Source organism: Curvibacter delicatus NBRC 14919, from assembly GCF_001592265.1.
Classification (GTDB): Bacteria; Pseudomonadota; Gammaproteobacteria; order Burkholderiales; family Burkholderiaceae_C; genus Hylemonella; species Hylemonella delicata.
On record NZ_BCWP01000009.1, the window covers coordinates 24,720 to 37,606 of the forward strand.

The window sequence follows — 12,887 nt, forward strand, 5'->3', positions numbered from 1 at the left end:
CGCTGCCGTGTCGCTCACTTCTTCTCCTCGCCCAGCGTGGTCGTGGCGCGCAGCGTCGGGCCGCGCTCCGGCACGGCCGGTGGCGTTGCCTTGTCCTGCTTGGGCGTCAACATGGTGCGCACGCGGCCGCGGCCACCGGTCGTGCCCTTGGGGGCGCCGCCATCGACCGTGAAGACATCGGTGTTGTTGTCGTAGACGATGATGTCGCCGGTGGTCTCGTCGGCCAGTGTGGCGCCACGCAGGCGGCGCATCTCGGCCTTCTTGATGAACTTGACGATGTCGGTCTTGCCGTCGTATTCGATGGTCTCGCCTTCGCCTTCGATGTACTCGTCCACCCCTTCACGCTTCTGCCGGAAAAAGGCCCGCTTGCCCGGCTCGGCCGTGGCCACGCCGAACTGGTAACCCTCGGGGTCCTGCCGAACATCGACCCGCGCGCCGCGGATGACGATGGTGCCCTTGGTCAGGACTACGTTGCCGGTGAACACGCTGGTCTGCTTGAGGTCGTCGTAGCGCAAGGCATCGGACTCGATGTTCATCGGCTTGTTCTTGTCAGCTTTCTCGGCGCTGGCCATGCCAGCCCCGAGTGCGCAGGCGACACAGAGCAGGAGCTGAGGAAAGGGATGGTTCATAAAGAAAGGCACGAATCTTGCTGCAAGGGCTTGCCTTGGATTGTAGCGGGCAGGGATGACTGTTCCCGCGTGTTGGCGCGAATTGCAAGCCGCGCCCATGAGGCCGGGGCCGCCCTGCGCCCAGGCGGCGGCGATGTCCGGGGCGTGTCAGCTGGCCTGATTCACTATGAATTTGATAGCGGTTTGCGCAGCAAACACGGGGCGGGATGCAAAAAAAGCCCGCAGATGCGGGCTTTTCCTCAGCCGGAAAGCAGAGGCTCAGCGGCCCTTGCGCACTTCGCCCGCCAGATATTCCACCACCTGCAGCACATGTTCCATGCCCTTGGCCATGGTGCCATCGGTGTAGAACCGGCCGGCCACGCCCATGGCCGGAACGCCTTCGACCTTGTAGGCGTTCATCAGCTGCGTGGCGCGCGTGGCCTTGGAAGCGGTGCTGAAGGCGTTGAACTGGTCGGTGAACTTGGCCTTGTCGACCCCCTGCTGGCTCACCCAGTTGATGATGGCTTCGGGCTGGTCCAGGCGCTTGCGCTCCACATGAATGGCGTAGAACACCTTGGCATGCAGCTGCTCCACCAGGCCCATGGCTTCCAGCGCGTAATACAGGCGCTGCTGCGGACCGAAGTCGCTACGGAAGGCCACCGGCACACGCCGGATCACCACATCCTTCGGTGCCCGCTTGCTCCAGGCCTCAAAGGTCGGCTCGAAGGCATTGCAGTGCGGGCAGTTGTACCAGAAGAACTCGACCACCTCGATCTTGCCGGCCGGTGCCTCCACCCCTGCCGGCTTGTCCAGCGGCAGGTATTCCTTGCCTGCCTCGGGGCGCTTGCCCTGCACCTGGGCCGGGGTGGTGGTCTGGGCCTGGGCCGCAGACATCAGCCAGGTACCGGCCGCCAGGGTGGAACCGCAGGCCAGGGAAAAATCACGACGCTTCATCTTCAGCAACTCCTTGTGAATGCGAATGAGACAGAGCCCGGCAGCAAAAGTTCAAACCGGGGTGCTGCGAACCGGGCTCAGCGCTGCACGCGCACCAGGGCCGTCTCGTAGCCGGCACCATCGAGCTTGTCCTTGGTGCGCTCGGCCTCGTCGCGCTTGTCGAACGGGCCGACACGCACGCGGTACACCATGCGGCCGGACTGCTCGCGCTCCGACACCTTGGCTTCCACGCCCGCCAGCGACAGCTTGGCGCGTTGGCTCTCGGCATCTTCCGCTGTACGGAAAGCACCCGCCTGAACGAAATAGGCAAACGGATCGGCCGCGGTCTTGGCCTTGGCCAGATCGCCCAGCGGGTCGGCCGTCACGGCCGGCTTGGCTTCGGTTTTGCCTTCCACCTTGGTCTCGGCCTTGGCTGCTGCAGGCGCCGACGCAGCAGCGGCCGGTGCGGCAGCCGGCTTGGCCGGGTTCTTGCCGTACAGCGGCGCGTTGGGGTCCCAGTCCTTGTTTTTCTTGGCTTCGGCAGCATCCTGCTCCGGGCCGCGACTCTGCCCCTTGTTGAGGAAGGGCACCGGCACCTTGGTCACGTACACCGCCACCCCCAGGGCGACACCGAGACCGACGACCATGCCGATGATGAAACCCAGAATGGTTCCGCCGCGTTGCTGTTTCATGCCTAGCCCTTGTCTCCGGTGTTCCATGGAACGTGTTGTCTTGTCAGCCATCTGGCTCACATCTTCTGCGGGGCGCTCACGCCCAGCACGGCCAGGCCATTGTGCAGCACCTGTGCCGTGGCCGCGACCAGCGCCAGCCGCGCGCGCTTGACCGCTTCGTCATCCACCAGGATGCGCTCGGCATCGTAATAGCTGTGGTAGCTGGCAGCCAGGTCGCGCAGGTAGAAGGTCACGTCGTGCGGCGCGAAGTCGGCCGCGGCGGCGGTGAGCATCTCGGGGTACTTGGCCAGCTGCAGCATCAGGGCCTGCGCCTGCGGGCTGTCAAGTGCCGACAGGTCGGCGGCCTTCAGCGACGCCACATCGCCGCCTTCCTTCTCGCGCCACGCTGCCAGCACCGAGCAGATGCGCGCATGCGCGTACTGCACGTAGTACACCGGGTTCTCGTTGTTCTGTGTGATGGCCAGATCGACATCGAAGGTGTATTCGGTGTCCGGCTTGCGGCTGAGCAGGAAGAAACGCACCGCGTCCTTGGAGGTCCAGTCGATCAGGTCGCGCAGCGTCACGTAGCTGCCGGCGCGCTTGGAAATCTTCACCTCTTCGCCGCCGCGCACCACACGCACCATGGTGTGCAGCACGTAGTCGGGAAAACCCTCCGGGATGCCGACACCGGCGGCCTGCAGGCCGGCACGCACACGCGCGATGGTGCCGTGGTGGTCGGTGCCCTGGATGTTCACCACCTTCTGGAAGCCGCGCTCCCACTTGGTGATGTGGTAGGCCACGTCCGGCACGAAGTAGGTGTAGCTGCCATCGCCCTTGCGCATGACGCGGTCCTTGTCGTCGCCGTAGTCGGTCGACTTGAGCCACAGCGCGCCGTCGTGCTCGTAGGTCTTGCCGGCTTCGCGCAGGCGGCGCACCGCATCGTCCACCTTGCCGCTGGTGTACAGGCTCGACTCCAGGTAGTAGTTGTCGAACTTGACGGCGAAGGCCTTGAGGTCCAGGTCCTGCTCGTGGCGCAGGTAGGCGACGGCAAACAGGCGCATGCCGTCCAGGTCGTTCACGTCGCCGCTGGCGGTGAACTCGCGGTCATCAGAGTGCACGGTCTTCTTCGCCAGGAAGTCGGCCGCGATGTCGGCGATGTAGTCGCCGTTGTAGGCGGCTTCCGGCCACTCGGCATCACCCGGCTTGAAGCCCTTGGCGCGCAGCTGCACACTGTTGGCCAGCGTCTGGATCTGCACGCCGGCATCGTTGTAATAGAACTCGCGGTACACGTCCCAGCCCTGGGTCTGGAACAGGTTGCAGATGGCATCACCCAGCGCCGCCTGGCGACCATGGCCCACGTGCAGCGGGCCGGTCGGGTTGGCCGAGACGAACTCGACCATCATGCGCTGATCCCTGGCAGGCCGGTTGCCGAAGCGCTCGCCGTCGGCCAGCACCTCGCGCACCACCTGCTGCTTGGCGGCGGGCTTGAGTTTGATATTGATGAAGCCGGGGCCGGCGATGTCGATGGCATCGACCCAGGTCTGGAATGCCGGGGTGGCCAGCATGGCACTGCGCAGGCTCTCTGCCACCTGGCGCGGCGCCTGCTTCAGGGGTTTGGCCAGCTGCATGGCGGCCGTGGTCGCCAGATCGCCGTGCGCCGCCACTTTCGGGGATTCGAAAGCGGCCTTGGCACCCGCGCCGGGCAGGGTTTGCTCCAACACGGCGGCGAGCGCCTGGAGCAGTTCATTTTTGACAGACAACATAGGGGGGTGATTTTACGAGGCGACGGCCATCCCGGCAGGAACCGCCCTGAATGCGGGCTGTTACCGTTTGTCAGCGGGTTTGCTACCCGCCCCGTTCTGTGCTGGAATGCGTCGCGTGATTGATCCGAAACCCATCCACTCCAGAGGAAACACAGCATGAAAAAACTGATGACAACACTGGCCCTTGGCCTGACCCTGGCCCTTGGTGCCGCCCATGCCGCTGACGACAAGAAGGCGCCAACGGCCCAACAAAGCAAGATGACGGTCTGCAACAAGGAAGCCGGGGACCGCAAGGGTGATGAACGCAAGAAGTTCATGAGCGAGTGCCTGAGCGCCGAACACGCCGAGGCGGCCGACAAGCGGACGGCCCAGCAGGAGCGCATGAAGCAATGCAACCAGGACGCCAAGGACAAGAAAGGCGAAGAGCGCAAGAAGTTCATGAGCAGTTGCCTGAGCGGCAAACCTGCCGAGCCGGCTGCCGACGACAAGAAAACCGCCCAGCAGGAACGCATGAAGCAGTGCAATCTGGACGCCAAGGACAAGAAGGGCGACGAGCGCAAGAAATTCATGAGCGAGTGCCTCAAGAGCAAATAAGCTCTTCGTTGCACCGCCCGGTGCAAAACAAAACCCCGTCAGTCATGGACTGGACGGGGTTTTTCATTGGCCGGGGAACTGGCGCCTCAGCTCTGCCAGAAGCCGCTCTGGCTGTAGTGGTGCTTGAGAAAGTCAACCCACAGCCGCACCCGCAAGGGCAGATGCTTGCGCTGCGGGAAAACGGCGTAGATGCCGTTGGGCGGCGCCGCATATTCCTGCAACACCTCCACCAGCCGGCCCGCCGCGATTTCGGCATCCACCTCCCAGGTGCTGCGCCAGGCCAGGCCATAGCCGGCCAGGCACCAGTCGTGCAACACCTGCCCGTCGGAGCAGTCCATCGGACCGTTGGGCTTGAAATGGATCACCTCGCTGGTATCGCCTTCCTTGGGCACCTTGAAAGCCCAGCCGCGCGTTTGTGACGCATCACTGGACAGCACCAGACAGTCCAGACGGGCCAGGTCCTGCGGGTGCTGTGGTGTGCCGTGCTGTTTGAGGAACTTGGGCGTGGCCACGCACAGGCGGCGGTTGTCGGCCAGGCGCACACTCACCAGCGAGGAGTCCGGCATGTCGCCCACACGCACGGCGCAGTCGTAGCCTTCGCCGGCAATGTCCACCACCCGGTCGCTCAGGTTGAGGGAGATCGTCACGTCCGCATGCAGCTCACGGAATTTCGGGATCAGCGGTGCCACATGGCGGCGACCGAAGCCGGCCGGCGCCGTGATGCGCAGGTGGCCGCTGGCCTTGACGCCGCCGGCGGAAACACTGGCTTCAGCATTGGCCACATCGGCCAGCAGACGCTGACAATCTTCCAGAAAGGCGCTACCCTCATGCGTCAGTGTGATGCGGCGGGTGGTGCGTACCAGCAGCTTGACCCCCAGGCGCCCTTCCAGCGCATCGAGCCGACGCCCCATGATGGCCGGAGCCACGCCTTCGGCGTTGGCGGCAGCTGTCAGGCTGCCGCGGGTGGCCACCGAAACGAAGGATTCCATTTGCTTGAGCTTGTCCATGGCCCTGGATTATCACCTTAATAATAGGTAATGGAAAGATTTATTGCAAAATTAGATTGGTTTTGGGAGAATAACGAGTTAAGTCGGTACTTATGAATGAATTCTGCTCAAAATCTCTCTGGTCCTGATGCCCCGGCATCGGCCACCGAAAGCCAGATCCGCACGGACATGCTGCATGAGCTGTATGTCCGTGGCCGTGAATCCACACTGCTCGGCTTTCTGCCCATCTTCCTGCTGGCCTGGCTGCATATCGACGCTCATGCGCTTCCGCTCCTGCTGTTCTGGATCGGCAGCCTGGTGGCCGTTCAGATCTACCGCCTGTGGATCGCACAACACTACTTGCAACAGCCGGAGACGCACACCCGCCAGCGCTGGTACCTTCACCAATGGCTGGGCACGGTCACGCTGGCCTTGGGTTGGGTCATCAGTTTTGCCCTGCTGGATGCCAACGAGCTGGGGATGCCGTTCTACCTGCACCTGATCTTCCTCATCGGCCTGAGCACGTTCATGCTGAGCTCCATCGGCATCGATATCCGTCTGTTTGGCGGCTTCCTACTCGTTCTGGTGGGCGGCACCCTGGCGGTGCTGTCGGTGCAGTATCCGGCGTTTCTGCAGCGCTACCCGATCGTACCGATCGGCTTTGTGATCTATGCCTTCATGCTGCTGGTGCGCAGCCGCGGCGAATACCGGCGCACTCGCGAATGGATCACGGCACGGCTCAACCGCAAGCAGCTGCTGGCGCAGTTGAACGCCTCGCTCGCCGAGGAACGCAACATCAAGGAACAGTTGCGCCAGCAATCGGAGGAACTGGAAAACCGTAACCGGGAGCTCAGCGAACTGGCGGTGCGCGACGGCCTGACCCGCGCCTTCCGGCGCGGCCACATCGAGGCGGAACTGCGCCGCCTCATCAAGGGCCTGCACCGTCGCCACGACAACTTCTGCGTGCTGATGATGGACATCGACTTCTTCAAGCGCGTCAACGACCAGTACGGCCATGCGGTCGGCGACGAAGTGCTGCGCCGGCTGGCCGCCGTTTCGCAGACCCAGTTGCGCGAAACCGACCTGTTCGGCCGCTGGGGTGGCGAGGAGTTCATCGTGCTCATGCCGCAGACCACGCTGGACGAAGCCATCATGGCGGCGCAGCGACTGCGCCTGGCCATTGCCGCCATGGTGTTTGATGTGGAGGGAACGACCTTCCAGATCACCATCTCCATCGGCACCGCCCAGCTGCAGCCGATGGAAAACGCCGACGCCGTGGTGGCGCGCTCCGACGAGGCCTTGTATGCCGCCAAGCATGCCGGGCGCAACTGCGTCATGGCGGCCCCGGCCTTAATAGCCGGCGAATAGCCCCTTCCCCAAATACGAATGGCGGCATCCGCACGGATGCCGCATCATGGCGCCATGGAACCACATGCTGCGCCCCCACCCGACCTGACCCACCTGCGCGACTGGATCGGCCGCCAGGAATCCCGCACCGACAACCTGACCGCCACACCGGTGGCCGCCCTCGCGGCCACGCTGGACCGCGACGACCCGCTGCCGCAGGCCGGCACCGCGCTGCCGCCGCTGTGGCACTGGCTCTACTTCACACCGCTGACGCGCCACAGCGAACTCGGCGTTGACGGCCACGCCAAACGCGGCGGTTTCCTGCCACCGGTGCCGCTGCCGCGGCGCATGTGGGCCGGTGGCCGGCTCGACTTCCTGCAGCCGCTGCGCGTGGGCGAAACCGTCACGCGCACCTCCACCATCCAGGACGTGACGGTGAAACACGGCCGCAGCGGTGCACTGGTGTTCGTCTGCGTGCGCCATGCGTTCAGCAACGCGCAGGGTCTGGCCCTCAGCGAAGAGCACGACATCGTCTACCGCGATGCGCCCGCGCCGGATGCGCCACAACCCGAGCCCACGCCGGCGCCGCGCGACGAGCAGTTCAGCCGCGAGATCGTGCCCGACCCGGTACTGCTGTTTCGCTACTCGGCGTTGACCTTCAACGGCCACCGCATCCACTACGACCGCAGTTACGTCACCGGCGTCGAAGGCTATCCCGGCCTGATCGTGCACGGGCCGCTGATCGCCACCCTGCTTTTGGACCTGCTGCGCCGCCACCTGCCCGACGCCGTCGTGAAGCGCTTCAGCTTCAAGGCCGTGCGCCCGACCTTCGACATCCATCCCTTCACCGTCTGCGGCAAGGTCGAAGGTCAGACCGTCACGCTCTGGGGCCGCGACCACGAGGGCTGGCTCACCATGCAGGCCACGGCTGAAATATGAAGCACCCCCTGAGACGCTGCGCGTCTCCCCCCTCTCTCGCCTACGGCGGGAGGGGGGCGCAGCCAGTGGCCCGGCTAAGCCGGTTCCACGGCTGCCCCGGATTTCTCGCCCCCTCAAGATGAACCCACACCGATGAACACGACCGACAAGTACCAGGACATCCGTGACGCCGTGCGCGACCTCTGCGCGCAGTTCCCTGACGAATACCACCGCAAGATCGACGAACGTCGCGCCTACCCCGAGGAATTCGTCGACGCCCTCACCAAAGCCGGCTGGATGGCCGCGTTGATCCCGCAGGAATATGGCGGCTCCGGCCTGTCCATGGCCGAGGCCTCCGTCATCATGGAAGAGATCAACCGCTCGGGCGGCAACTCCGGCGCCTGCCACGGCCAGATGTACGTGATGAACGCCATCGTGCGCAGCGGTTCCAAGGCGCAGAAGGAGAAGTTCCTGCCGAAGATCGCCACCGGCGAGCTGCGCATCCAGTCCATGGGCGTGACCGAACCCACCACCGGTAGCGACACCACCCAGCTCAAGACCAGCGCGGTGCGCAAGGACGGCCGCTGGGTCATCAACGGCCAGAAAGTCTGGATCTCGCGCATCCAGCACAGCGACCTGATGATCCTGTTGGCGCGCACCACGCCGGCGGACCAGGTGAAGAAGCGCTCCGAAGGCCTGTCGTGTTTCCTGATCGACCTGCACCAGGCCATCGGCAATGGGCTTACGGTGCGCCCCATCCTGAACATGGTCAACCACGAGACCAACGAACTGTTCTTCGACAACCTGGAAATTCCCGAGGACGCCCTGCTGGGCGAGGAGGGCAAGGGCTTCAAGACCTTGCTCGATGGTTTGAACGCCGAGCGCACGCTCATCGCCGCCGAGTGCATCGGCGACGGCTACTGGTTCATCGACCGGGCCCGCCAGTACGCGGGCGAGCGTGTGGTGTTCGGTCGCCCCATCGGCCAGAACCAGGGTGTGCAGTTCCCCATCGCAGAAACCTTCATCGAACTGGAGGCCGCCAACCTGATGCGCTGGAAGGCCTGCGAGAAGATTGACGCACATCAGAACGCCGGCGCCGAGGCCAACATGGCCAAGTACCTGGCGGCCAAGGCCAGCTGGGAAGCGGCCAATGTGTGCCTGCAGACCCACGGCGGTTTCGGCTTCGCCTGCGAATACGACATCGAGCGCAAGTTCCGCGAGACGCGCCTGTACCAGGTGGCGCCGATCTCGACCAATATGATCTTCTCTTACGTGGCCGAGCACCTCCTCGGCCTGCCGAGGAGTTTTTGATGAAACCGCTCGAAGGCATCACCGTCGTTGCGCTGGAACATGCCATTGCCGCGCCCTTCTGTTCGCGCCAGCTGGCCGACCAGGGCGCGCGCGTCATCAAGGTGGAACGGCCCGAGGTGGGCGACTTTGCTCGCGGCTATGACAGCCGCGTCAACGGCCTGTCCTCGCACTTCACCTGGACCAACCGCTCCAAGGAAAGCCTGGCGCTCGACCTCAAACACGGAAAAGCCGGCGAGATCATGGACAAGCTGCTGGCCCAAGCCGACGTGCTGGTGCAGAACCTCGCGCCCGGAGCTGCCGCGCGCATGGGCCTGTCGTTCGAGGCGCTGCACGAGAAGTACCCGCGTCTCATCGTCTGCGACATCTCGGGTTATGGCGACAGCGGCCCCTACCGTGACAAGAAGGCCTACGACCTGCTGATCCAGAGCGAGGCCGGCTTCCTCTCCGTCACCGGCACGCCCGACGAGCCGGCCAAGGCCGGCTGCTCGATTGCCGACATCGCCGCCGGCATGTATGCCTACAGCAACATCCTCACGGCGCTGATCCAGCGCGGCAAGACCGGCTTGGGCCGGCGCATTGATGTGTCGATGCTGGAGAGCATGGCGGAGTGGATGAGCTTTCCGATGTACTACGCATTTGATGGCGCCAGCCCGCCGCCGCGCGCCGGCGCCTCGCACGCCACCATCTACCCCTATGGGCCGTTTGCCGCCGGCGACGGCAAGAGCGTGATGCTGGGGCTGCAGAACGAGCGTGAATGGGCTGTGTTCTGCGACAAGGTGTTGCTGCAGCCCGCGCTGACGAAGGACGAACGCTTTGACACCAACGCCAAGCGCTCGGCGGCGCGCGCGCCGCTGCGCCAGATCATCGAAACCGAATTCGGCAAGTTGACGGCAGCGCAGGTGATCGAACGGCTGGAAGAAGCCGGCATCGCCAACGCCCAGGTCAACACCATGGCCGACCTCTGGGTGCACCCGCAATTGCAGGCGCGACAGCGCTGGACCGAGGTCAGCACACCCGTGGGCCCGGTGCCCGCGTTACTACCGCCCGGCGCAGCTGACGAAGCGCATGTGCGTATGGACCCCATCCCTGCCGTCGGCCAGCACAGCGAGGCCATCCTGCGCGAGCTGGGTTACGGCGCGGCTGCCATCGAACAACTCAAGAACGACAAGGCCATCTGACCATGACCGCACCCTCTTCAGCCGCCCTGGCCGAATTTGCCGCCACGCTGACCTTCGAGACCATTCCCGCGTCCGTCATCCGCCGCACCGAAGACCTGCTGCTCGACTGGTTCGGCTCCTGTCTCGCCGGCAAGAACGCCCGCGCGGTCGAGATCCTGGCGACCTTCGTCGAGAGCATGGGACCGCAGGACGGCCCGAGCGAAATCCTGATCCATCGCAAGACCAGCAGCCCGCTGCTGGCCGCCATGGCCAATGCCGCCGCCTCGCACGTGGCGGAGCAGGACGATGTGCACAACGGCTCGGTGTTCCACCCGGCCACGGTGGTGTTCCCGGCCGCACTGGCTGTGGCGCAGGCGCTGGGCCGCAGCGGCAAGGAACTGCTGACCGCCTGCGTGGCCGGTTATGAGGTCGGCATCCGCGTCGGTGAATTCCTCGGCCGCTCGCACTACAAGGTGTTCCACACCACCGGCACCGCCGGCACGCTGGCCGCCGCGGCTGCGGTGGGCCATCTGCTCAAGCTGAACCCGGAGCAGATGCTGCATGCCTTCGGCTCGGCCGGCACACAGTCGGCCGGCCTGTGGGAATTCCTGCGCGACGCGGCGGACTCCAAGCAGCTGCACACCGCGCACGCAGCGGGCGCCGGCCTCACCGCGGCGTATCTCGCGCACAAAGGCTTCACCGGCGCGCGCCGCATCCTCGAAGGACCGCAGGGCATGGCCGCCGGCATGTCGAGCGATGCCGACATCAGCAAACTCACCGACGGGCTCGGCACGCGCTGGACCGTGGCCGAGACCTCGTTCAAGTTCCACGCCTCCTGCCGCCACACACACCCGGCGGCCGATGCACTGCAGCAGGTGCTGCAGCAGCACGCACTGACAGCGAGCGACGTGAAGCACGTCACCGCGCTGGTGCATCAAGGCGCCATTGACGTGCTGGGGCCGGTGACCGACCCGCAGACCGTGCACCAGAGCAAGTTCAGCATGGGCACAGTGCTCGGTCTCGTCGCCGTGCTGGGCCGCGCGGGCCTGAGTGAATTCGACGCCAGCTTCAAGGCCGGTGAGGTGGTGAGCTTCCACGACAAGGTGGTGATGGAACTCGACCCCGAAGTCGACAGCGCCTACCCGGCGCGCTGGATCGGTAAGGTGCGCGTGGAGACGATCGATGGCCGTGTGCTGCACGGACGCGTGGACGAACCCAAGGGCGACCCGGGCAACACGCTCAGCCGCGCCGAACTGGAAGACAAGGCACTACGCCTGGCGCTGTACCACGGTGGCGCCAGTGAGGCGGAGATGCGTACCGCCATGACGCGGCTGTGGGCCATGGCTGACGCGCCGCAGGTCGGCCGGCTGCGGCCCTGAACCGGTGCGCTTGCGTGCCGACGGGCGTGGCCTTCATGACCTAGGGATGACCCGGCTTGCCCCCTGGCACGACCTGAACGAGGATTGAAACCACATAAAACACAAAAGACGACTGAGCACGAGGGAGTTTTCAACTGACCCATACCAAAGAGGACGACAAACCATGCCTTTCCAACGTAGAACTTTCACTCTCGCCACCATCGCCGCCAGCCTGACCCTGGCTGCCGGCATCGCCAACGCCCAGAGTTACCCGGCCAAACCCGTTTCCCTGGTGGTGCCCTTCTCCGCCGGCGGACCAACCGACATCGTGGCCCGCACCCTGGCCGCCGGCATGACCAAGACCCTGGGGCAGAGCGTGGTGGTGGAGAACAAGACCGGTGCCGGCGGCACCATCGCCCCCAGCTATGTGAGCAAGGCCGCCCCCGACGGCTATACCTTCCTGATCCACCATAACGGCATGGCCACCGCGCCAGCCCTGTACCGCAAGCTGGCCTACAACCCGGTGACCGATTTCGAGCACGTGGGCAATGTGGTGGACGTGCCCATGACGCTGCTGGGCCGCAAGGACCTGCCACCGAAGAACACGGCTGAGCTGGTGCCCTTCGTCAAGGCCAACGCGGCCAAACTCAACCTGGCCAATGCCGGCCTGGGCGCGGTGTCGCACCTGTGCGGCACGCTGTTCCAGCAGGCGCTGGGCGTGACCCTGACCACCGTGCCCTTCCAGGGCACCGGCCCGGCGCTCAATGCGCTGCTGGGCGGCCAGGTCGACCTGCTGTGCGACCAGACCACCAACACCGTGCCGCACATCAAGGCCGGTACCGTGAAGATGTACGGCGTTACCACCAAGCAGCGCATCAAGGCCCTGCCAGACGCACCCACGCTGAACGAAGGCGGCATCAAGGACTTCGAGGTGATCGTCTGGCACGGTGTCTATGCCCCCAAGGGCACACCCGCCGCCGTGATCGAGAAGTTCGGCGATGCCATGCGCACCGCCATGAAAGACCCCGCTTTTGTCAGCCGCATGGCCGACCTCGGCGGCGAGATTGCGCCCGAGTCACGCCAGACCCCGGAAGGCCAGCGCGCCTGGCTGACATCGGAAGTGCAGAAGTGGGGCACAGCCATCCGCGCCGCAGGGCAGTTCGCCGACTGATCGGCGCGTCACGCACCATAAAAAAACGCCGGGCTTGCCCGGCGTTTTTCTTCGCGCATAGCCCGGTCCT

The 12,887-nt window shown here is 65.0% G+C and carries 12 protein-coding genes; 7 read left to right on the forward strand and 5 right to left on the reverse strand.

Annotated elements, in window-relative coordinates; translation table 11 throughout:
* Nucleotides 1–14: 14 nt before the first annotated feature.
* From lptA to argS, 4 genes are all read right to left on the reverse strand, one after another.
* On the reverse strand, nt 15–629 hold the full coding sequence (gene lptA / locus CDE01S_RS06120; RefSeq protein ID WP_066705009.1) for a lipopolysaccharide transport periplasmic protein LptA: 615 nt from the start codon (nt 627–629) through the stop codon (nt 15–17).
* A gap of 258 nt (nt 630–887) precedes the next feature.
* A complete protein-coding gene (locus tag CDE01S_RS06125) occupies nt 888–1,562 on the reverse strand; it encodes a thiol:disulfide interchange protein DsbA/DsbL (RefSeq protein ID WP_066705143.1) in 675 nt (224 codons plus the stop codon).
* 77 nt (nt 1,563–1,639) lie between these two features.
* Nucleotides 1,640–2,233, reverse strand: coding sequence for an SPOR domain-containing protein (locus CDE01S_RS06130; RefSeq protein WP_066705010.1), 594 nt, complete (start codon nt 2,231–2,233; stop codon nt 1,640–1,642).
* A gap of 56 nt (nt 2,234–2,289) precedes the next feature.
* A complete protein-coding gene (gene argS, locus CDE01S_RS06135; protein ID WP_066705011.1) occupies nt 2,290–3,975 on the reverse strand; it encodes an arginine--tRNA ligase in 1,686 nt (561 codons plus the stop codon).
* Between the two features lie 156 nt (nt 3,976–4,131).
* Here argS and CDE01S_RS19240 point away from each other — a divergent pair, with 156 nt between their 5' ends.
* Nucleotides 4,132–4,569: a PsiF family protein gene (locus CDE01S_RS19240; protein ID WP_084382771.1), complete on the forward strand. Its 438-nt coding sequence runs from the start codon at nt 4,132–4,134 to the stop codon at nt 4,567–4,569.
* Nucleotides 4,570–4,655: 86 nt separating this feature from the next.
* Here the strand turns inward: CDE01S_RS19240 and CDE01S_RS06145 are convergent, their stop codons facing one another.
* Nucleotides 4,656–5,576 carry a LysR family transcriptional regulator gene (locus tag CDE01S_RS06145; RefSeq protein ID WP_066705012.1) on the reverse strand — a complete coding sequence of 307 codons (921 nt, stop codon included), beginning with the start codon at nt 5,574–5,576 and terminating at the stop codon, nt 4,656–4,658.
* A gap of 96 nt (nt 5,577–5,672) precedes the next feature.
* Here CDE01S_RS06145 and CDE01S_RS06150 point away from each other — a divergent pair, with 96 nt between their 5' ends.
* From CDE01S_RS06150 to CDE01S_RS06175, 6 genes are all read left to right on the forward strand, one after another.
* Nucleotides 5,673–6,923: a GGDEF domain-containing protein gene (locus CDE01S_RS06150; protein ID WP_084382772.1), complete on the forward strand. Its 1,251-nt coding sequence runs from the start codon at nt 5,673–5,675 to the stop codon at nt 6,921–6,923.
* A 54-nt stretch (nt 6,924–6,977) separates the two neighbouring features.
* Nucleotides 6,978–7,841: an HTD2 family dehydratase gene (locus CDE01S_RS06155; protein WP_066705146.1), complete on the forward strand. Its 864-nt coding sequence runs from the start codon at nt 6,978–6,980 to the stop codon at nt 7,839–7,841.
* A gap of 132 nt (nt 7,842–7,973) precedes the next feature.
* Nucleotides 7,974–9,131: an acyl-CoA dehydrogenase family protein gene (locus tag CDE01S_RS06160; protein WP_066705017.1), complete on the forward strand. Its 1,158-nt coding sequence runs from the start codon at nt 7,974–7,976 to the stop codon at nt 9,129–9,131.
* On the forward strand, nt 9,131–10,309 hold the full coding sequence (locus tag CDE01S_RS06165) for a CaiB/BaiF CoA transferase family protein (protein WP_066705018.1): 1,179 nt from the start codon (nt 9,131–9,133) through the stop codon (nt 10,307–10,309). The genes CDE01S_RS06160 and CDE01S_RS06165 overlap by 1 nt, the downstream gene beginning before the upstream one ends.
* A gap of 2 nt (nt 10,310–10,311) precedes the next feature.
* The gene (locus CDE01S_RS06170; protein WP_066705020.1) at nt 10,312–11,667 is read left to right on the forward strand and encodes an MmgE/PrpD family protein; all 1,356 of its coding nucleotides are present in this window, start codon (nt 10,312–10,314) and stop codon (nt 11,665–11,667) included.
* Between the two features lie 163 nt (nt 11,668–11,830).
* The gene (locus tag CDE01S_RS06175; protein ID WP_066705022.1) at nt 11,831–12,817 is read left to right on the forward strand and encodes a tripartite tricarboxylate transporter substrate-binding protein; all 987 of its coding nucleotides are present in this window, start codon (nt 11,831–11,833) and stop codon (nt 12,815–12,817) included.
* Nucleotides 12,818–12,887 lie beyond the last annotated feature (70 nt).

Coding starts and splice junctions, on each gene's coding strand:
- argS (WP_066705011.1), bottom strand. CDS start 3,975: ATGTTGTCTGTCAAAAATGAACTGCTCCAGGCGCTCGCCGCCGTGTTG.
- lptA (WP_066705009.1), bottom strand. CDS start 629: ATGAACCATCCCTTTCCTCAGCTCCTGCTCTGTGTCGCCTGCGCACTC.
- CDE01S_RS06150 (WP_084382772.1), top strand. CDS start 5,673: ATGAATTCTGCTCAAAATCTCTCTGGTCCTGATGCCCCGGCATCGGCC.
- CDE01S_RS06145 (WP_066705012.1), bottom strand. CDS start 5,576: ATGGACAAGCTCAAGCAAATGGAATCCTTCGTTTCGGTGGCCACCCGC.
- CDE01S_RS19240 (WP_084382771.1), top strand. CDS start 4,132: ATGAAAAAACTGATGACAACACTGGCCCTTGGCCTGACCCTGGCCCTT.
- CDE01S_RS06160 (WP_066705017.1), top strand. CDS start 7,974: ATGAACACGACCGACAAGTACCAGGACATCCGTGACGCCGTGCGCGAC.
- CDE01S_RS06165 (WP_066705018.1), top strand. CDS start 9,131: ATGAAACCGCTCGAAGGCATCACCGTCGTTGCGCTGGAACATGCCATT.
- CDE01S_RS06170 (WP_066705020.1), top strand. CDS start 10,312: ATGACCGCACCCTCTTCAGCCGCCCTGGCCGAATTTGCCGCCACGCTG.
- CDE01S_RS06125 (WP_066705143.1), bottom strand. CDS start 1,562: ATGAAGCGTCGTGATTTTTCCCTGGCCTGCGGTTCCACCCTGGCGGCC.
- CDE01S_RS06155 (WP_066705146.1), top strand. CDS start 6,978: ATGGAACCACATGCTGCGCCCCCACCCGACCTGACCCACCTGCGCGAC.
- CDE01S_RS06130 (WP_066705010.1), bottom strand. CDS start 2,233: ATGAAACAGCAACGCGGCGGAACCATTCTGGGTTTCATCATCGGCATG.
- CDE01S_RS06175 (WP_066705022.1), top strand. CDS start 11,831: ATGCCTTTCCAACGTAGAACTTTCACTCTCGCCACCATCGCCGCCAGC.